Origin of the sequence: Pseudobutyrivibrio ruminis AD2017, from assembly GCF_000424305.1 — a bacterium.
Lineage (GTDB): Bacteria > Bacillota > Clostridia > Lachnospirales > Lachnospiraceae > Pseudobutyrivibrio > Pseudobutyrivibrio ruminis_B.
Genome location: NZ_AUJQ01000006.1, coordinates 52992 through 73808 on the forward strand (window position 1 = coordinate 52992; position 20817 = coordinate 73808).

19 protein-coding genes are annotated in these 20817 nt (G+C 38.2%); 17 read left to right on the top strand and 2 right to left on the bottom strand.

The features are described from left to right. From fabF to G611_RS0104975, 3 genes are all read left to right on the top strand, one after another. Positions 1-1239, top strand: coding sequence for a beta-ketoacyl-ACP synthase II (gene fabF / locus G611_RS0104965; protein ID WP_036948230.1), 1239 nt, complete (start codon positions 1-3; stop codon positions 1237-1239). A 106-nt stretch (positions 1240-1345) separates the two neighbouring features. Continuing rightward, positions 1346-1774 (top strand): 3-hydroxyacyl-ACP dehydratase FabZ, encoded by a 429-nt coding sequence (fabZ, locus tag G611_RS0104970; protein ID WP_028242693.1) that lies wholly within the window; start codon positions 1346-1348, stop codon positions 1772-1774. 53 nt (positions 1775-1827) lie between these two features. Then, the gene (locus G611_RS0104975) at positions 1828-2289 is read left to right on the top strand and encodes a MarR family winged helix-turn-helix transcriptional regulator (RefSeq protein ID WP_028242694.1); all 462 of its coding nucleotides are present in this window, start codon (positions 1828-1830) and stop codon (positions 2287-2289) included. Positions 2290-2339: 50 nt separating this feature from the next. On the opposite strand, the gene G611_RS0104980 is transcribed toward G611_RS0104975, so the two are convergent. Further along, positions 2340-3563, bottom strand: coding sequence for a DUF4317 domain-containing protein (locus G611_RS0104980; RefSeq protein ID WP_028242695.1), 1224 nt, complete (start codon positions 3561-3563; stop codon positions 2340-2342). Positions 3564-4204: 641 nt separating this feature from the next. Here G611_RS0104980 and asnS point away from each other — a divergent pair. The 6 genes from asnS to rlmD all read left to right on the top strand — a co-directional run bounded on the left by asnS (position 4205) and on the right by rlmD (position 12161). Then, on the top strand, positions 4205-5605 hold the full coding sequence (asnS, locus tag G611_RS0104985; RefSeq protein WP_028242696.1) for an asparagine--tRNA ligase: 1401 nt from the start codon (positions 4205-4207) through the stop codon (positions 5603-5605). Between the two features lie 422 nt (positions 5606-6027). Further along, positions 6028-7038: an aspartate--ammonia ligase gene (asnA, locus tag G611_RS0104990; RefSeq protein WP_028242697.1), complete on the top strand. Its 1011-nt coding sequence runs from the start codon at positions 6028-6030 to the stop codon at positions 7036-7038. Between the two features lie 202 nt (positions 7039-7240). Then, complete coding sequence (locus G611_RS0104995) at positions 7241-7528, top strand: YerC/YecD family TrpR-related protein (RefSeq protein WP_015548776.1); 288 nt, start codon at positions 7241-7243, stop codon at positions 7526-7528. Positions 7529-7614: 86 nt separating this feature from the next. Further along, positions 7615-8247 carry a DUF1836 domain-containing protein gene (locus G611_RS0105000; RefSeq protein ID WP_028242698.1) on the top strand — a complete coding sequence of 211 codons (633 nt, stop codon included), beginning with the start codon at positions 7615-7617 and terminating at the stop codon, positions 8245-8247. A 75-nt stretch (positions 8248-8322) separates the two neighbouring features. Further along, positions 8323-10644: an ATP-dependent helicase gene (locus G611_RS0105005; RefSeq protein WP_028242699.1), complete on the top strand. Its 2322-nt coding sequence runs from the start codon at positions 8323-8325 to the stop codon at positions 10642-10644. Positions 10645-10697: 53 nt separating this feature from the next. Continuing rightward, positions 10698-12161: a 23S rRNA (uracil(1939)-C(5))-methyltransferase RlmD gene (rlmD, locus tag G611_RS0105010; RefSeq protein WP_028242700.1), complete on the top strand. Its 1464-nt coding sequence runs from the start codon at positions 10698-10700 to the stop codon at positions 12159-12161. Between the two features lie 69 nt (positions 12162-12230). On the opposite strand, the gene G611_RS0105015 is transcribed toward rlmD, so the two are convergent. Then, positions 12231-12554 (bottom strand): helix-turn-helix domain-containing protein, encoded by a 324-nt coding sequence (locus G611_RS0105015; RefSeq protein ID WP_028242701.1) that lies wholly within the window; start codon positions 12552-12554, stop codon positions 12231-12233. A gap of 173 nt (positions 12555-12727) precedes the next feature. Between G611_RS0105015 and G611_RS0105020 the strand changes: the two genes are divergently transcribed. The 8 genes from G611_RS0105020 to G611_RS0105065 all read left to right on the top strand — a co-directional run bounded on the left by G611_RS0105020 (position 12728) and on the right by G611_RS0105065 (position 20805). After that, on the top strand, positions 12728-12991 hold the full coding sequence (locus tag G611_RS0105020) for a hypothetical protein (RefSeq protein ID WP_028242702.1): 264 nt from the start codon (positions 12728-12730) through the stop codon (positions 12989-12991). A gap of 2 nt (positions 12992-12993) precedes the next feature. Beyond that, positions 12994-13926, top strand: a complete 933-nt coding sequence (locus tag G611_RS0105025; protein ID WP_028242703.1) for a DUF4190 domain-containing protein — start codon at positions 12994-12996, stop codon at positions 13924-13926. A gap of 53 nt (positions 13927-13979) precedes the next feature. Then, positions 13980-16334 carry a zinc ribbon domain-containing protein gene (locus tag G611_RS13935; protein WP_036948236.1) on the top strand — a complete coding sequence of 785 codons (2355 nt, stop codon included), beginning with the start codon at positions 13980-13982 and terminating at the stop codon, positions 16332-16334. Positions 16335-16365: 31 nt separating this feature from the next. Further along, positions 16366-17871 carry a zinc ribbon domain-containing protein gene (locus G611_RS0105035; RefSeq protein ID WP_028242704.1) on the top strand — a complete coding sequence of 502 codons (1506 nt, stop codon included), beginning with the start codon at positions 16366-16368 and terminating at the stop codon, positions 17869-17871. Between the two features lie 6 nt (positions 17872-17877). Beyond that, positions 17878-18096 carry a hypothetical protein gene (locus tag G611_RS0105040; RefSeq protein ID WP_028242705.1) on the top strand — a complete coding sequence of 73 codons (219 nt, stop codon included), beginning with the start codon at positions 17878-17880 and terminating at the stop codon, positions 18094-18096. Positions 18097-18182: 86 nt separating this feature from the next. After that, a complete protein-coding gene (locus G611_RS0105045) occupies positions 18183-19175 on the top strand; it encodes a tetratricopeptide repeat protein (protein ID WP_155942248.1) in 993 nt (330 codons plus the stop codon). Between the two features lie 422 nt (positions 19176-19597). Continuing rightward, on the top strand, positions 19598-19957 hold the full coding sequence (locus G611_RS0105060; protein WP_028242708.1) for a helix-turn-helix domain-containing protein: 360 nt from the start codon (positions 19598-19600) through the stop codon (positions 19955-19957). After that, a complete protein-coding gene (locus G611_RS0105065; protein WP_028242709.1) occupies positions 19945-20805 on the top strand; it encodes a KilA-N domain-containing protein in 861 nt (286 codons plus the stop codon). Before G611_RS0105060 ends, G611_RS0105065 begins: the two co-directional genes overlap by 13 nt. Positions 20806-20817 lie beyond the last annotated feature (12 nt).

Here is a 20817-nt window from a genome sequence, read left to right on the forward strand (position 1 = left end):
ATGAAAAGAAGAGTTGTAATCACAGGAATGGGAACAGTAAATCCTTTGGGAAATTCTGTAGAGGAAACATGGAATGCTGTAAAGGCAGGCAAATGTGGAATCGCTCCTATTACTCATTTTGATACAAGTGAATTAAAGGTAAAGCTTGCAGGCGAGGTAAAGAACTTTGATGCAGCTGAGGTACTTGGACCAAAGGAAGCCAGACGTATGGATGTGTATACTCAGTATGCATGTGCAGCAGCCAAGGAGGCTTTCGCGGATTCAGGACTTGATATGGAAAAGGAAAATGCAGACAGAGTAGGCTGTATTGTTTCATCTGGAATCGGCGGACTATCTACTATTGCGGAGGAACATAGCAAGGGTGAAGAGAAGGGCTATGGAAAGATTTCTCCTTATTTTATCCCTATGTCTATCAGTAACATGGCAGCAGGTCAGATTGCCATCATGTATGGTCTTAAAGGTATGTGTACCTGTGTTGTTACAGCCTGCGCAAGCTCTAACAACGCCATCGGTGATGCCTTCCACAGAATCAGAGATGAATACGAGGACGTCATGGTTTGTGGTGGTGCAGAAGGCGTAGTTATGCCACTTGCCATCGGAGGCTTCCAGTCTATGAAGGCTCTTTGCACTAGCGAAAATCCTAACAGAGCTTCTATTCCTTTTGATAAAGAAAGACATGGATTCGTAATGGGCGAAGGCGCTGGCATCCTTGTGCTTGAGGAGCTGGAGCACGCTAAGGCCCGCGGAGCTAAAATCTATGCAGAGATAGTAGGCTACGGTTCTAACTGTGACGCATACCACATCACTGCACCAAACCCAGAGGGTGAAGGCGGTGCTAAATGCATGGCTCTGGCAGTAAAGGATGCTGGCCTTGAGATGAAGGATGTAGATTACATTAATGCTCATGGAACATCTACAAGTCTTAATGATGCAGGTGAGACACTGGCTATTAAGAAGGCCTTTGGCGACCATGCTTATGAGCTTATGGTAAGCTCAACAAAATCTATGACAGGCCATCTTCTTGGTGCAGCAGGTGCCGTAGAGGGCATTATTACCTCACTTGCCCTTAAGGATGGATTTGTACCAGCAACTATTAATTACCTTGAAAAAGACGAAGCCTGCGACCTTGATATCGTTCCAAATATTGGACGCAAGGCGGATATCAAAGTGGCCCTTTCCAACGCCCTCGGCTTCGGAGGCCACAACGCATCAATCGTACTTCGTAAATACGAAGCGTAGAGAATTTAGATGAGGCGTAGTAAACAATTATTAATACAAGCAAGGAGCCAATCTCGCGACGGCTTGTATTAATGATTGTTTACGTAACGCCGGACTAGGAGACTACATGCAGTTAAGTAATTCAGAGATTCAGGAGATTTTGCCACATCGCTATCCTTTCTTGTTGGTAGATAAGATAGTGGAATGTGAGCCAGGAAAATATGCCAAGGGCATCAAATGCGTCAGCGCAAACGAAATGCATTTCATGGGACACTTCCCAGGTCACCCTGTTATGCCAGGTGTACTTATAATAGAAGCATTAGCTCAGGTGGGAGCTGTTGCGCTTTTGACTGAGGAAGATAATAAAGGTAAGCTTGCATTCTTCGGCGGAATTAAAAATGCGAGGTTTAAAAGGCAGGTTGAGCCGGGTGATGTTTTAAACCTCGAATGCACCCTTACAGCAAGGAAGGGGCCAATAGGATTTGGTGAGGCTATTGCCACAATCGACGAAAAAATTGTTGCAAAAGCTGAAATTTCCTTTGCCATCAGTGAATAAATTGAGTATAGTATTCTGTGGGAATTAAATTAAAGAAAGATAGGAGTATAATAATGTTAGAAAAAAATCTTACAGAGGTTTATACCAAATTCAAAATTCACTTTTATCAGGAGATGTTTAACAAGCTACACTCAAGAGAAACATCACTTACTATAGTTGAATTATTCTGTGTAGAAATTATATATTGCTTAAACAATCCTACTGTTAAAGAGTTTGCTGATTTCATCGGTATTTCATCACCTAATGCAGCATATAAGGTTGCTTGCTTAATTGAAAAGGGATATCTTCAGAAGGTACAGTCAACAACAGATAGAAGAGAATACCATCTTCACGTTACTGACAAGTATCTTGATTATCTCAATCTTTCAACAGGCTACGTAAGCACAGTAGCTGAGCGTTCTGAGGAACACTTCTCTAAGGAAGAGATCGCAACTCTTAACCATATCTTAGAGGATATGTCTAACGAGCTTATGCCTGAGGTTGCTATTCCACATCTTGATGAGTTAGAAAAATAATTTATAATAAATATAGAGAGGCACTATGTAGGTAACATAGTGCCTTTTTTTTATATTTCTTCCCCGTTAAGCATGAATGTTTCGTCAGGTTCGATTGGTACGCATACGCACTTCTTACCATCTACGTAAGCTGTAGTAACATTAGCTGCCTTGCTTTCAGATACTTTTACAACAATGTCAGGTATCTTGCCATCGGCTGTTTCTCCTGTGGCTTCTTTAAGCTGCTTTGTAAGGTCTACAACACGTTCCTTAAGAACATTTTTCTCAACTCTTATTTCATTATTCTTAAGAGCCTTCTCATCTAAGATTTCCTCAGCAAGTGGGAGCTGCTCTTCAAAATAGTTTTCGAAATTAGCCTGAATCTTTTCAACCTTCATATCTGAAAGTCCAGAATCAGTAAGGATATTTGCAACATCCTGTGGTTCAAGAATGATTGGCTCTTCAGGTCCTAAACGCTCGGCCTCAACAGTAATGAAATCTGAAAGGTTCTGCTGAATATCAAGCTTTGTCTCAAGAGTTTCCTCTGTTTCCTCGCCAAGCGCCTGGTTCAGCATGTTGTTGAAGGCATTCTTCTTCTGAGTAGTGGTCTTTCTAGTGCCGCAGCCAATGCAGTTTTCCCAGAATTCTACATGAGGCTCCTTAGTGTTCTTAGTGTATGCCAGGCATGCATGTAAATCAGTAGAACGCTCTGTAAATGCAGGAAATGTAAAGGCTGTATCAACAGGTCCTACAACCCAGTCTCTGTCTCTAGCGCCAATACGGTTTTCCTGCTCGCGATAACCAAGGGCAGCCTTTGAAAGCTGAACAGGGCAGATAGCGCAGATGATGTATTCGTATACTTCCTCTGATTCATCTAAGGCTAAGTTATCGCTGGTCTTCATAGGAACATCATATGTATCGTGGAAAAGCACGATAAGATAGTTTCCTACATAATCATAAGATTCAATAATGCGATTGTAATATTCAATAAGAAGCTTCTCATCCTTAAGACCTGTCTCGCGAAGTCTCATTAACAAATCATGACCGCTGCCTTCGATTTCTGATTCAGGATCAAATGGAAGCTCCAGCAAGTTGTTGCCAATAGTTCCAGACATGGCCTTGTTAGCAATCTCAAGATATTTGTGGAATTCCTCATCCTCAAGATTAAGGAAAGTCTCCTTGAATGTGAGCACGATTTCCTTGTTGGCATCAACGTAGCAGCCAACCATCTTGTCGAAGTTAACGGAATCCTTTTTGAAGCGTCTTTTTATTTCATTTACTTCTTTTTTATTCATATTAATATGTCACCCCTAATTTTTTCTTACCTATTTAATTATACAAATGCTAAAAATCTTCGCAAGGGAATTTCACTATGGAGTTAAGTGTATATACCATAATAGATTTTTCACTTAAAATTGCAAAATGCTGTTAAGTGAATCTAGAAAAAAATTTTAAAAACTTAACAGAGTTAAGTGTGAAATAGCAAAAAATCATTTTCACTTATATAAATCTGAGGAGTCGGGAGAATTTGTTAAGTGAAGAAATGAAAATCTCCAAATAAACTTAAGAATACCTAAAATTATTTAATCTAACTTAAGTTTATTTTGAAAAATTTTTCTCACACTTAACCTCATTTCCGATTTTTAAGTGAGAATATGAGAATGCAGAAAAAACTTAACTATTGACATGAAAAGCTTGACATTAAAATCGTAAATAACTATACTTTACTCAAATAAAGAAAAGGAGACAATCATGGCATTCACATCTATGCTTAATAATCTCAATAACAATAATAATAATTCCGTGAATAATAATCAGGGGATTTAATTTTATTGCGTTGATGAGATTTGATGGTTGTTTCAAATAAGTAAGAATTAGAGAGCCTCATCAAGTACTGCTTGGTGGGGCTTTTTTTATGAATGAAAAGGAGAAAATTATGAGCGTTAAAACAACAGACATAAGAACTCTTTCTAGAAACTTCAAGGAATACGGTGACAAGGAAGTTACAGTTTCTGGTTGGGTTCGCAACATGCGTGATTCAAAGACATTTGGATTCTTAGTACTTGCAGATGGTACTTTCTTTAACCCAGTGCAGGTAGTTTTCAACCAGGATAAGATTGATAACTTCGATGAAGTTCGTCATTTAAATGTAGGTGCAGCAGTATATGTAACAGGTACTGTAGTACTTACACCAGAGGCTAAGCAGCCATTTGAAATCCAGGCTACAAAGGTTGTAGTTGAAGGAAAGTCTACACCAGATTATCCAATCCAGCCAAAGAGACACACAATGGAATACCTTCGTACACAGACACATCTTCGTGCACGTACAAACACATTCCAGGCTGTATTTAGAGTGCGTTCTCTTTGTGCATACGCTATTCACAAGTTCTTCCAGGAGCGTGATTTCGTATATGTACACACTCCACTTATCACAGGAAGTGACTGCGAGGGTGCAGGTGAGATGTTCCAGGTTACAACAATGGACCTTAACAACATCCCTAAGACAGAGGATGGCAAGGTTGATTTCTCACAGGATTTCTTCGGACATGCTACAAACCTTACAGTATCAGGTCAGTTAAACGGTGAGACATACGCACAGGCCTTCAAGAATATTTACACATTCGGTCCTACATTCCGTGCAGAGAACTCTAACACAACTCGTCATGCAGCAGAGTTCTGGATGATTGAGCCAGAGATTTCTTTCGCTGATCTTGAGGATGATATGGAACTTGCTGAAGACATGATTAAGTTCGTTATCAACTACGTTCTTGAGCATGCTCCAGAGGAGATGGAATTCTTCAACAACTTCATCGACAAGGGACTTCTTGATAGATTACATCACGTTGCTACTTCTGATTTCGGACGTATCACATACACAGATGCTGTTGCAGAGCTTGAGAAGCACAACGATGAATTTGATTACAAGGTATCTTGGGGCTGTGATCTTCAGACAGAGCACGAAAGATACTTAACAGAAAAGATTTTTGGAAAGCCTGTATTCGTAACAGATTATCCAAAGGAAATCAAGGCTTTCTATATGAAGCTCAACGATGACGGCAAGACAGTAGCTGCTATGGACTGCCTCGTTCCTGGTATAGGAGAAATCATCGGTGGTTCACAGCGTGAGGACGACTACGATGTACTTCTTAAGAGAATGCAGGAATGCGGCCTCAAGGAAGAGGACTACCAGTTCTACCTTGACCTTCGTAAATACGGTAGCTCTCGTCATGCAGGCTTCGGACTCGGCTTCGAGCGCTGCGTAATGTACCTCACAGGAATGGGCAACATCCGTGACGTAATCCCATTCCCACGTACCGTAGGTAACTGCGATTTGTAATCAAATTCGCACATGAACATGTGTGAATTTGATTGCCCAGAACTGCCCATTGCCGTAGGCAATCTTCAATGGCAGTTCTTCCACTAAAGTCCGTAATCATTTCGCTGACCCATACATATCTTTCTAAGACACGCTTTCGCTCATGTCGTGCTCGTTGCCCTACATAAGGTGCTGCTAAAGCACCACCTAAGTAGGGACGGCACTTTAAGGTCTTTAGAAAGACATGTATGTCTCAACTCAATGATTACTCACTTAATAACCCAAGGCGACATCACAGCCTAGGCAAGCGCGAGCAAGAGGGCCCCATGACTTGCAACAGAGGGGACCCACGCCGGCGGGGAGTTTCTGTTGCAAGTCAATGGGAGATGGCTTGCGGGAGCATGAAACACTAGAATGTCGCCGACACGATTTAGGAGGAGAATATGAGCAAGATGTACATCCCAGAGGGTTACAAATCTGCTTTGGATTTGAAGGAGACCCAAATTGCGATTAAGAAGGTGAAGGATTTCTTCCAGGCACAGCTTACAGCGGAGCTTAATCTTCATCGTGTAACTGCACCACTTTTTGTAGAGCCAAGTTCAGGTCTTAATGACAATTTGAATGGTGTGGAGCGCCCAGTTGCTTTCGGCGTAAAGGAGCAGGGTGATAAAGAAGTAGAAGTCGTTCATTCACTTGCTAAGTGGAAGAGAATGGCCCTCGGCAGATATCACTTCAATGTAGGCGAAGGCCTTTACACTGATATGAACGCAATCCGCCGTGACGAGGATACTGATAATATCCATTCCATCTATGTTGACCAGTGGGACTGGGAATGTATTATCGACAAGGCTGACAGAACAGAAGAAACTCTTAAAAAGTACGTAAAGAGCGTTTATGCTGCGCTTCGCGTTACAGAAAAATACATTGCAAATTCTTATGATTATGTGCAGTGTATTTTACCAGAGGAGATTCATTTCATCACTTCTCAGGAATTAGAGGATAGATGGCCAGAGCTTGATGCTCATCAGCGTGAGTATGAGGCTGCAAAGGAATACGGCGCAATCTTCCTTATGAAGATTGGTGATTTGCTTAAGTCTGGTGAGAGACACGATGGTCGTGCTCCAGATTATGATGATTGGCAGTTAAATGGTGATATCATCGTTTACTATCCAGTTGATGATATTTCACTTGAGCTTTCATCTATGGGAATCAGAGTAGATGAGGATAGTCTTGCAGCTCAGCTTAAGAAGGCAGGATGTGAGGATAGAGCTTCTCTTCCTTTCCAGAAGGCAATTCTTGAAAAGAAGCTTCCATATACAATTGGCGGTGGTATTGGACAGAGCCGTATTTGTATGTTCTTCCTTCGCAAGTGTCATATCGGTGAGGTTCAGTGTTCGTTCTGGCCTGAAGAAGATGTGGCTTATGCTAGTGAAAGAGGTGTCACAATCCTTTAAAACTTTGTAACATTAGTAATTTATCGCTTTACTTTTGTAGAGTTATAGCGTACAATAGTCGATGGCCCTTTTGCGAGGGCCATTTTATTGTTTATTTTTTATTATAATTCTTTACTTTAAAACTTTAATGTGCTAAATTATATATAAACAATAAAGGGTAACCGTGCGTCTGTGACGTGCTAGCGATAGGAGTATATTTAAAATGAACAAGAAACTTGAAACAGCAGAAATGGATGAGCTTTTAAGAGCTATTCTCAGCCTCGAAACTGTTGAAGAGGCTTATGAATTTTTTGAAGATTTATGTACTGTCAATGAAATGGTAGCAATGAAACAGCGCTTCGAGGTAGCCAAGATGCTTCGTGAAGAGCGTACTTACCAGGATATTGCTGATGAAACAGGGGCCAGCTCCGCAACTATCAGCCGTGTTAACCGTGCTCTTAACTACGGTAATGATGGTTACGATATGGTACTTAAGAGAATCAGTAAATAACTCATTATTTAAATGGAATAATTTCTGTGATAGAATGTAAGATGTAGTCTTGAAGACTACATCTTATTTTTTATTGAGGTGATAATATGGATAACACACGAAAAAGACTTAGCGATATTTTGCATCAGCTTGCAGAAATAGATTACGTTCATCCAGAGGACATCCCTAATATAGATTTATACATGGATCAGGTTCTTACATTCCTTGATCAGGAGCTAGGCACAGTTCGTGAAGCCACTGAGGACAAGGCTATGACTAAAACCATGATTAACAATTACACTAAAAATCAGATTTTGCCATCGCCTGAGAAAAAGAAGTATTCCAGAGATCACATGCTCAATCTGATTTTCATATATTATCTTAAAAATTTCCTTTCAATGAAGGACATCAAAAACATCCTTGACCCTATCAATGAAAGGTATTTCGGTTCAGACGAAGGACTAGGATTTTATGACATTTATTCTGCCATGGTAGGCTACGAAAGCAAGGTTGCAAACGATGTCACAAAGGATATCATTAGAAAATACAATCTTAGTAAAGAAGCCTTCATGGAGCAGGACGAGGAATCTAGAAATGAACTCCAGGAATTCACATTTATATGTGAGTTGGCCTTCGATGTTTTCGTTAAGAAGATGATGATTGAGCAGTTTATAGCTGGTCGCGAAGCTAAATCAGAGGATGAAAATAGTACTAAAGAAAAACCAAAGGAAAGCAAGTGATTTTATAGATAGAATCATTTTTATATGATAGAATATTTTAGAACAAACTTTCGTTTTAGATAGGAATTAATGGTTATGGATTTAAGTATGTTAAACGATAGGCAGCGCGAGGGAGTTGTCACTACGGAAGGTCCAGTTCTTATACTGGCCGGTGCCGGCTCCGGTAAGACAAGAGTACTTACCCACCGCGTTGCTTATTTAATTGAGCAGGGGGTTATGCCATACAACATCATGGCTATCACCTTCACTAATAAAGCAGCTCGCGAAATGCGCGAGCGTATAGATAATATCGTAGGTTTTGGTTCTGACGGTGTTTGGGTTGCCACCTTCCATGCATCATGTGTTAGAATCTTACGCAGATTTTGTGAGAGACTTGGGCAGGGCTACAGCACTAATTTCACCATCTACGATACAGACGATTGCAAGACCCTCATGAAGGAAGTTTGCAAATATCTTCAGATAGATACTAAGCAGTTTAAGGAACGTACTTTTTTAAATGTCATTTCCGATGCTAAGAATAAACTAATCGGCCCAGAGGAATTCACTAATCGTGCCATGGGCGATTACAACATGTCTCGCCAGGCATCTGTTTACAGGGAATACCAGGCCAGACTTCGTCAGAACAATGCATTTGATTTTGACGATTTGATTATGAAGACGGTAGAGCTTCTTAAGCTTGATCCAGAGGTGCAGGCATTTTATCAGAATAAGTTCCATTACATCATGGTTGACGAGTATCAGGATACTAACGCCGCTCAGTTTGAGCTTGTCCGTCTGTTATCCAGCGGCAGAGAGAACCTTTGCGTAGTAGGTGATGACGACCAGTCCATCTACAAATTCCGTGGAGCAGACATTTACAACATTCTCAATTTTGAGCAGCATTTCCCAAATGCTCACGTGATTAAGCTGGAGCAGAATTATCGTAGTACAGGCAATATCCTGGATGCTGCCAATGCAGTTATTGCAAATAACGAGGGACGTAAGGAAAAGGCTCTTTGGACTGAAGAAGAAGCTGGAGACAAAATCAACTTCCAACAGTTCGACAGCGCTTACGAGGAAGCCAGCTACATAGCCAGCAATATTGCCAGCTTTGTACGCAAAGGAGAGGCCGATTACAGAGATTGCGCAATCCTTTATCGTACCAACGCCCAGTCCCGTCTTATAGAAGAAAAAATGATATACGAAGGCATCCCTTACAAAATAGTAGGCGGTGTTAATTTCTACAGCCGTAAGGAAATCAAGGATGTTATTGCATATCTTAAAACAGTAGATAACGGTGCTGATGATATCGCAGTTCAGCGTATTATAAATATTCCAAAGCGAGGCATTGGTGCCACATCCATTGCAAAGGTATCAGATTACGCCAGAGAACACGGCCTTAATTTCTACGAGGCTTTAGTTCATGCAAACGATATTCCATCCATTGGAAAGGCAGCAGTTAAGATTAAGGGCTTCACAGATTTAATTGAAAAGCTCAGAAAGATTGCTGCGGAGGAATCAGTATCAGCTCTTGTCGAGGAAATCTTAGACCAGACAGATTACGTGGCTGAGCTTAGAGCAGAGGGCACAGATGAGGCCAAAGCGCGTATCGAAAATATCGATGAGCTTCTTACAAAGGCCGTAGCCTACGAAAAGGACGCCAGAGACGACGATGAAGAGCCTACACTTTCAGGCTTCTTGGAGGATGTAGCACTTGTGGCAGATATAGATAGCTACGAAGAAAGCGATAACTATGTTGTGCTCATGACTCTTCATGGCGCCAAGGGTCTTGAGTTCCCACGTGTTTACATGGCCGGCATGGAGGATGGCCTGTTCCCAGGACAGGGCGCCATCTTTGACGGCGGCGGAGCCGATTCAGAATTAGAAGAGGAGCGCCGTCTTGCATACGTTGGAATCACACGTGCCAGAGAGCATCTTACCATGACTGCTGCCCGAATGCGTATGATTCGTGGCGAGACTCAGTTCCACAAGATTTCTCGCTTTGTTAAGGAAATCCCAGAGGATTTAATTAAGGGCAATCTGTGGGAACCAAAGCCTATGGAGGATTATTCAAGCACTCCTATTGGAGAGTACTCTGTATATCAAAAGCCTTCTGGCAGAGGCCCAGCCATCGCTACAAGCTACGGTGATAATAAGCGTTCAGTTCGCGATACATTTAAGACTAACGTATATACGGTAGGAAGTTCCACTACCGCAGTTGCTAACAAAAACGGAACTAAGATAGAAAAATCAGAATTGGAATATGGCATCGGCGACAGAGTCAGCCATATCAAATTTAAGGAAGGAACAGTAAAGGACATCATCGACGAAGGCCGTGACTACGAGGTCACCGTAGACTTCGACGGCGTCGGAATCAAGAAGATGTTCGCCTCCTTCGCAAAATTAAAGAAAGTATAAAAGGCTTCCCCTTGAGGGGAAGCTGTCAGCGATAGCTGACTGATGAGGTGTATATGAAACGCGGTGAAATAGTTCAGGGAAAAGTAGTAAAGGTTTCTTTCCCTAACAAAGGTATTATAGAAACAGCAGAGGGCGACAAGCTTCGTGTAAAGGGCGTGTTGCCAGGTCAGACTGTTTCAGTAAGAGTTAAAAAGAGTTCAAAGGAAAAGGCCCAGGGAAATCTCCTTTCCCTAGATGTTCCATCTCCTATGGAAATGGAGCAGCCTTATTGTGTACATTATGGTAAATGCGGTGGCTGTACATATCAGTCGCTTCCTTATGAGGAGCAGCTAAAGCTAAAGGAAGGCATGATTCATGATTTAATGGCTCCTGTCATCAGCGAAGATGTATGGAATGCCACATACGAAGGCATCAAAGCCAGCCCAAAGCAGTTTGGTTATCGTAATAAAATGGAGTTCTCATTCGGAGATGAGGTAAAGGACGGTCCACTTACACTTGGTATGCATAAGAAGGGCAGCTTCTATGATGTTGTTACAGTAGATGGTTGTCAGATTATCGATGCGGATATGCGTCGTGTTCTTACAATCACTTTAGATTACTTCGCAAATGCGAAGCAGCCATATTATCGCAAGAATACACATGAAGGATACTTGCGCCATCTGCTTGTTCGTAAGGCAACAAAGACAGGTGAAATCTTAGTAGATTTGGTTACTAGTACACAGATTTCATCAATCTACGAGCTTGCTCTTTTAGAGGGATGGAAGCAAGCACTTTTGAAATGTCAGGATTGGGAAGGAAAGCTTACGGGTATTCTTCATACTAAAAATGATAGAGAGGCTGATGTGGTAGCAGACGAAGGCACAGAGGTGCTTTACGGCCAAAGCTGGTTTAAGGAAGAGCTTCTTGGTCTTTCATTTACTATCAGCCCATTCTCATTCTTCCAGACTAATTCTTTGGGAGCAGAAGTACTTTACAGCACAGCACGTGACTTCATTGCCGCTGGTGCTGATGGAGCAGAAGTATACGACCTTTATTCAGGTACAGGCACCATCGCTCAGGTTATCGCACCTGCAGCAAAGCATGTAACTGGTGTAGAAATTATAGAAGAAGCAGTTGAGGCAGCTAAGGAAAACGCCAAGCTCAACGGTCTTGATAACTGCGATTTCATCGCAGGTGATGTTCTCAAGGTTCTTGATGACATTTCAGAAAAGCCTGATTACATCATCCTTGATCCACCTAGAGATGGCATTCATCCAAAGGCACTTGATAAAATCATCGACTATGGTGTAGATTCACTTGTCTACATCTCATGCAAGCCTACCAGCTTAGCTCGCGACCTGGAGGTATTCCTCGCCCGCGGCTACAAGGTCACACGCCTTGCCTGCGTTGACATGTTCCCGGGTACTTACCATGTGGAGACGGTAGCACTTTTGTCCAAACTTTCTAGCGCAGAAAAACACGTAGAATACAGCATTTTAGGTGATGAATTGGACGTTACAACAGCAGAAAGCTATTGAAGAGGTGTTGAAGTTTTATAATATTATAAAAAAGAAGCTAATTGCTATTATTGTAGCGATTAGCTTCTTTTATAGTTTTATGCATTCATCAATTATGGATTCTATAATTCTTACTTGGCTAGGAGTTAGCTGTCTGAGTTTGTCTGATATTAACAGCAAATCTTTGTCTATAATGTCCCCGGTTAGAATATAATCCGTACTAACTCCTAAGGCATTAGCAACATGTAGTAGATTTTCAGGTCGCATAGCCCTCTTTCCACTTTCGGCATATGAAACAAATTGGGTAGTGACATTACTTTTTTCAGCCAAGCCTTCTTGCGTTAGTCCTAATTTTTTTCTTCGTTCTTCAATTCGTTTTCCAATTTCTGATAAAAACAATTCTTGTTCTGTCAAGAGAGTAAATCCTTTCTTTTTGTTAAATTTTATCAACAGAATTGTGAATTTTTAATGGTGTATTGTTGAAATAAATCAACAACTGTTGATACAACCTTATGTGCATAGTAGAATTATAATCAGATAAAAGCGCTAAAACCTTGTATTAGTCAGAAAATATGAAAGGGGATATTATGACACGTGTTGAAAAAGCTGAAGTTATAGGGAAATTATATAGTAGAAATAATACTCAAGAATCGATTGCAAAAGTATTAAAGATGAGTGTAAGTGATGTTGGGGCAGTTACTAGATGGATGGGTTTTGAACATACAAAGTATGTAACACCAGAAAACATGAATGATAATCAGCTTATAAAACCAATACGATTCGAAGAGGACATTTCATTTTTAGATAAGTATCCTGACGAAAATTTTATAGATTACTTAAAGGAGGTGTAATTATGAAATGTAAGGTGTGTGGTACAGAATTTTCAGAGGGCTGTTTTTGTCCAGAGTGTGGAACCCAAATAGAGATAAACATAGCATCAAAAAATCAAGATAAAGGTTTTAATGATAATCAATCACAAAAAGAAGAAACATCAAACAAACAAAAATCAAAAGAAAATGCTAGGGCTATATGGTCATTGGTTTTAGGCCTTGTTTCTTGGGTAAGTATAATAACGGTTATTATACCTATAGTGTGTGGTGTTATTTCTATTGTGAAGGGAATTCAAGCTTTAAAGGCTAAAACGAAATATAAGAAATGCGCTATAGTTGGAATAATCCTCTCTATATTAATTTATGTATTTTTGATATATGTTGTTTTGTCACCTACCCCAACAAGTGGTACAAGTTCTTCAGAGACCATACAAGTGGATATAGAAGAATCAAACGATGATAGTAGTTTGGAAGAAATATCTGATACGAATAGTGTAGAAGAAGCATCCGATGTTGGCACTGTGGAAGAAATGTCTGATACCGATGGTGTAGAAGCTATATCCAATATTGACGATACAGAAGAAATAGCAATAGAAGAGGAAAGTTCGAATGAGAGTAATTTTACTGAAGATGAACTATTAGAATATGCGGATGAATATGAAGAAGATAAAATTGTAACGATTGATATAAATTATATAAAGAAATCATTAGCATATAATGACGATTGTATTGTTTATATTGATGGCGAGGAAATAGGAAAGATAAAGGCTGGGAACGAGGAATATTATACAGGTTATCTATCAAGAGGAACTCATAAAATTCAAGTAAAAAGTGATACGCTTATACGTCATAATAATACAAGTAAAGTAAAATTTAAAGTGGATGAAGAAAACACTTATTTCAAATTTACATTAAAGGAAAAAGCTCTTGGTTTAAATATTAAATTAGAAAAATAGTAGCTGTTATACAACGATGTAGATAACTGTTTTATGTATAAAAAGGAGATATTATGGCACTTATAACTTGTCCAGACTGCAATAACGAAGTTTCTGATAAAGCGAGCGTTTGTCCAAAATGTGGATATCCGATTTCTGACTTTGTGATGGAGTTAGAAGAAAAGAAAGCTCAGGAGGAATCAGAAAAAGAGGCACAAAAGCGCAAAGAGGAAGCAGCGATAATTCATTCTTTTACTATAAATGGTGAACAATTTGAGCTCAATGGAAGTCAAAGGGTGTGTGCATATACTTTGGCAAGGATAGAAAATCAACGAGCATTAACACATTCTGCGCTTGTGTCTATTTATCAAAATGGATTATCCCCTGCTAATATGAAAGATGGCGAATTTGCTCAAATGGGAGCGGAATGGCTGTCTGACAAAGGCTATATCGTTTGGGAACATATATGGGATGATTATCTTCAAAATGTAATAGATGGAATGGGCCAAAGACAAATATATGATTTAATGGTTCCAATGAATTCTTTATATGATGCGATTTATGAAGTTAATCAAGAAGCAAAAGAACAATTTGATTTAGATTTTACGAATGCACATATGGAGTACGGAGATGGCTGGCATGAGGCTGAGTATATTTCACCGCCAATTGAGAGTATCTATGCGAATGATTTAGGAAGCTTAATAGGTGGAACGATTAGGGCAAAGTTGATTAATTCTGCACATGAAGCATTTAATAAACCAAAGGTTGAAAGAAAAAAGGAGGCAGTAGTTAAAAAGTGGCATAATGACGTAAATAATGCCTTTGATGCATGGGATGCTACAGTGTTTTCCTTCTTGGATCGATGCATTGATTCTTTTTTTGATAGTTTGGGAGAAACCATAGTTAACGCTTTATATAGTGCAAATGTTATTTTTGAAGTTGATTTTAATTATTCAATAAGACTGGCTAGTGATAGAGTCGAATTGAATGAACAAATCGAGACAAAAACTAATAAAAATAATCCACCTTATAATTACATAAGTAGGTATATAAAAAAGAATCCTGGTGATGTGTATGGATTAATTTTTTACTTTAATATGATTGAATTTGAAACAGAAGATGATTTTACTAACTATGTGGAATTTACAAGATTTATTCTGGGTGACGCAAATGAGGCTGTTATAGAAGAAATTCTTAATGAGAATAAAAAGACTCCAAAACAAAATATTATAGTATTTAAAAAGGATTCTGATTTGCACGAATATTTCTTGAAATATCAAAAGCCTTTAATAGATAAGAAACAAAAGGAAAAAGAGGAAAAAGAGAGAGCTCAAAGAACTTATGATGGCGTTTTATTCGACACAATTGATGAGAAAAGAATCTATCAAAATGATTCAGAGAGATTTAGTCAGTCTATTAATTTATTATGTGAAGATGGTCCAATAATAGACGTAGCTAATTATATAAATAGCTACAGGTTGCTTGAGGCGAAAAAAGACCTTATTATGACTGAACATTTTAAAAATCTTGCGAAAAAGGCCTTAAAAAAGATTAGTGAAAAAAACTATGACGAATTGGTATTTACTGATATAGATGATTTGGAGAATTATGTAAATGATAAATCCAAATGTGAAATATTAGTAGATTCTCTTTCGGAAGAAAAATTCTTTTCTAATATAAGCAATTCCATAAATATTTACAAGCAATTATTAGAAATAAGGAAAGAACTAAAATCTCATTTATGGAAAACGAAAGTAGACGCCATACTTCAATTTTGTGAAAAGTATATCAATTTGGATAAAAATGATAATGGAAAATTATACTGCGATGTATTACAAAAGTACAATAAAAAGGATACACATGACGATACTGTCGTTTCGTTCTTTTCTGAAAAATCAGAAGTTGCAAAAAAATATGATATAGATGTTTATGCTTTCCTTGTAATTAATCAGATGATTATAACACCGAAAGAATTTTTTGTTATAGAGAATAGCAGCAAAAATATTATTCCATTAAACGAAATAACCTCCATAGCTATTTTAAGAACAAAAAATGATGGAGATAAGTGTGTCCCATTCATTCAAATAGAAACCAACAATGGCAAAAAATATGATTTTTATATAGAAGGTAATCAGCTAAAAAAGAATAGTGATATATTTTTTATTCTAAATAAACTTCAGAAATATAGTCCTAGTGTTAATGAGATAATCATAGAAGAAGAGCCAAAGAAAGAAGAGTCAAAGACAGAGGAGTCAAAGACAGAGGAGTCTAAGGTAGAAAAACCTGAAGTAGAACAGTCTAAGACGGAAGAATCTATTAACAATAACATAAATGCTGATAATCCAACAAAATTCTGTGTCTTCTGTGGTTCTAAAATAGCTAGAACGTCAAAGTTTTGCAATTATTGTGGAAAAAGAATGACAACCTAGTTTTTGGAAGGCTTATAGGAAGGAGATTCAAATGAAGTGTAAAAACTGCGGTACGGAATTTACTGAGGGGTGTTTTTGTCCTGAATGTGGAACAAAATATTCTGAACACGATGATGACTCTACAAAGGAAACTCTTTTTTTTGAAAAAAATGATACAAATAAGTTAAGGAACGAGTCAAAAATAGAGACATCTAGCAAGTCAGAGGAGTTATATGACGAGACTGAAAAAGAAAAACTCCAAACAAAATCTAAAGTAAAGTACTTGGCTATTATTTTGGCAATTTTTATCCTGGTATTAATTGTTTTAGTTCTCAAGGGGTGTACACACAGTAGTACTATAACAGACACTAATACTGATTCACAAAATAATTTGTCTGGTGCAGATGAATTAGAGCAAGAAGTAGAATCTGCCTCTGTTATGACTCCAGTTGAGACTGTTTCCAATTTCTTAGACGCAGAAGTTACATGTGATTCTGAGAAAGCACTATCTTATTGCGCAGATGATTTTAAAACAGAAATTAGTGAAGATATTAAGCAAATAAAACAACTAAAAGAGGAAAGTAATACGACATTTATGGAATGCGCTGTAGAAGAGGCACAATTTATTTTCTTCGCAACTGCAACTGATGAAGTGATAGATGCGGAATATTTAAGAAAAGATAATGAAGTACAAAAAGCAGTGGAAGATTTTACTGAATTTGTAATTGCGGAATTGTTTATTCGCTCTATTAGCGATGATGTTGAGATGAAAGATGATGGTACGGCAATAGTAACTGTTAAAATGTCAGCAAAAGACGGGGCAACGGGTGAATCTATAGAAAGCTATTTTGACAACTATTTACAAACATTTCTTTTGAATAAGCTTTCAGATAATAGTAATTTTTTAAAGAAACAGGTTGCAAAAAAGATAGTAAAGGAGGCTGTTTTAGATAGTTTAAATGATTTGAAAATAGAGTATGAAAAGATTGAACCTGTATATATGGGAAAGAGAATCTATTATTTGCAACAAGATTCAGGGAAATGGATGATTTTTAAGAAAGAAAGAGAGGACGCAAATTCTTCTGTCATAGACGAAAATGACAATCACGAGGAGGAAACAATGGTACAGTCAATGTTTCCTGAAATAGTCGATGAAGAAGCGGTTGATGAAGAGATAGCGTATGAAGAGGAAATTGTGGAACCTGAGGAAGAATTTACTGAACCATGTATAAGATATGGCAGATATGTATTTACATCTACTAATCCAGCTGTTACATATACATTACAGATTATTCCAGATTCAGCAGTTGGAAAGGATCACATTCGCGTGAATTGGGGGTATGAGGGACACGGAGAACGTTGTTTTGATGGATATACGGAGCATGATGACATACATATGGTTGTTTATTGTGATTATTTGTCACAGCAGGGATACTATTTAGATTTAAATGCTACATCAGGTAAGGAGATTGATGTTGTTGCCGCTGGATACAATTCAGAGCATAAGAACGAATATGAGTTTAATTGTTCTGGACATTTCATGTATGACGGAGAGTGATTCTTTATGGAAAAATATATTTTAGAAATTGAGATGATATATAGAAGATGGGATGAACTGCGAAATCGTAAAATTTCCAAAGAAGATAGTGAACTTGCCTATAAATTATTACTAAAATATAAAGAAAATCGTGAATTCATAGATGAGTTTAATTGCTTTAAAGGCGGTTATCCAAATCCTACAGCATTCCAGACAGCAATGAGAGAATTTAAAAATTTCAAGTAATGAGCATTTGGGATTTTATGAATGTAGCATTATAGAGGCATTTAAAGAATATGGTGTAAGGTATGGAATCGGTACACATGGACTATATGAATAAAATGCAAGAAAGTGAAGGTATGCCAAAGAAAGATGAAAAAGAAATTCCCCTTACAGAGTTTTACCGAATGGTTCGGGACAATTTGAATAGGGAAACGATAGAAGAGTATATTTCCGCTAGTGATTATTTAGGATTACATAATCTACTAAAAAAGAATGCATTGCCATTACAGGAAAAGATTATTTACAGAGATATCTGTGCTGCTAATGGCGTTGATGACGCTCAATTTGAATTAGCGTTATCATTTTTAGAGAAATCTAAGAACAGTGACATGCTTTATCTCTATCTTAAACGCTTAGCAGATAAAGGCTATGTCAAGTCCTTTTACTATTTGGCAACTTGTTATATCCATGGCTACGGATGTGATATTAACTTGCAGGCGGCAAGAGAATTAATATTAAAAGCATATATATTCAAAGCATATCCTGATATAGTTCGTGACCATTATGATTTCTATTCACATGTTAAGGAATTATTTGAAGAGCATGCAGATGTTGAGCAGGCTAGAAATTATTTTTATGGAATAGATTGTGGACAGAATTATCAGAAGGCATTTACATATTTTGCTTCCGCATTTTTAAAGGATGAGGATGCGTATGCAGGATGTATGTTGGGAAAATTTTTTCAAGATGGAATAGGAGCTAAGGCAAACTGCTCAGTTGCATTGGAATTTTATAAACGATGCCGCTGGGGTATGACATCATATGGCTATGATGATTATTTTGAGATGATGCCAGAATATAAGATTGGAATGTTTTTATTGGATGGCATTGGTACTCAGCAGAATAAACAACTTGCTTCTTATTCCCTTGGACGTGTAGCAGATTATTATAATAAGCCAGAAAATGATATTCCTGAAAGGTTTGCCAGTGAGATTAATGCGGCTATAGAAATTTCTGATGAGCTTTTTAGTGAGTATGGTTCTGAATATGAAGAGGAAGCGGAAGAATGGTTTGACGCTCAAATTGAATATGTGTCTAATTAATAAACTCATCACATGAGCACCTTCTATTGTGAAGGTGCTCATTCTATAAGATGGCAGTGTTTATTTTCACGCCCTTTAGGTGGATTCTTGAATATTGGATGCTTGCAAGATTTCTTAACAATTTTCATTAACTCATTTACTTCAGTAGCGGGGATCTTCGATAGGTTCAGGTCTAGCATATTACTCCATTTAACTACAGTGACTTTATCTATATAGGCCATTCCTTACTAAAAAATTTTCTGCAGAGGCAAAATGCCTTATTTAGAGGAGATATTCCTAATGCAGGACATGAAAAGGTGTATCAAGCTTATGTCAGAGAAACGTAAAGAAAAAGATTTGTTTGATATTGAATACGTTTTGTTTACATGATAATATATTCGCGTAAACGAAAATGATAGAATACGGAAAGACGGACAGTTGTTATGACAATAACTGAAAGATTATTTTTTCTTATAAAAGAGCGTGGTTTAAGTCAGAATGCATTTGGCAAAGCTGCGGGAATAGCACCTAGCACAATCAGTGATTGGAAGAGAAAAGGGCATAATCCTTCCGCTGATAAGATTATGGATATATGCAGAGTATTAGAAGTATCACCGGAGGCTCTTCTTACGGGTAAAGGTATAGATGAGGCTGAGGTCAAGGAGACTAAGGTGGATTATAAGGAAAAGCAGCTTTTAATGGAATATGAAGGTTTAAATGAGGACGCGCAAAAGAGATTGCTGACCTATGCGAAGAAGTTGGGGGAGCTGACGAAAATGGAGGATTTAACATGGGAAAAATGATGAAAGATACAATACATGCAAATGGTAAGGACATTCGCATGTACACAATGGATTTTGAGAATGATTTTATTTCACTTACTGATATAGCTAAATATAAAAGTGATGATGCAAATGCTACGATATGTAATTGGATGAGAACTCGAGAAACAATTGAATTCTTGGGATTGTGGGAGCGGTTGCATAATACTGATTTTAAACCCCTCGAATTCGAGGGGTTTAGAGGTGAGGCAGGACTGCATGCTTTTACAATGTCACCAACAAAGTGGATACAAGGTGTAAATGCTATAGGTATAGTTTCAAAGGCAGGTCGATATGGTGGAACATACGCACATTCAGACATTGCGCTTGAATTTGCATCATGGATTTCCGCTGAATTTAAACTGTATATTATAAAAGATTACAAACGTATAAAGAAAGATGAAAATAGCAAATTATCTCTTAACTGGAATTTGAATCGTGAAATTGCAAAGATTAACTATCGCATTCATACTGATGCAATAAAAGATAACTTAATCCCACCAGAACTTACACCAGAGCAGATTTCATTTAAATATGCCAGTGAAGCAGATCTTCTTAATGTTGCATTATTTGGTATGACAGCGAAACAATGGAGAGATTCCAATAAAGATAAAAATGGGAACATGCGAGATTTCGCAAGTCTTAATCAATTGCTCGTACTTGCAAATATGGAAAGCTACAACGCAATTTTAATTGAGCAGGGGAAGCCTCAATCAGAAAGACTGGTTCTCCTTAGACAGCTTGTAGTTAAACAAATGCAAACATTGGAATATGTAAATAACGAGGGGCTTAAGCGTTTACCTGGAGCTTCGGTTAATGAAGACAAATAGCTTGGGAGGTAT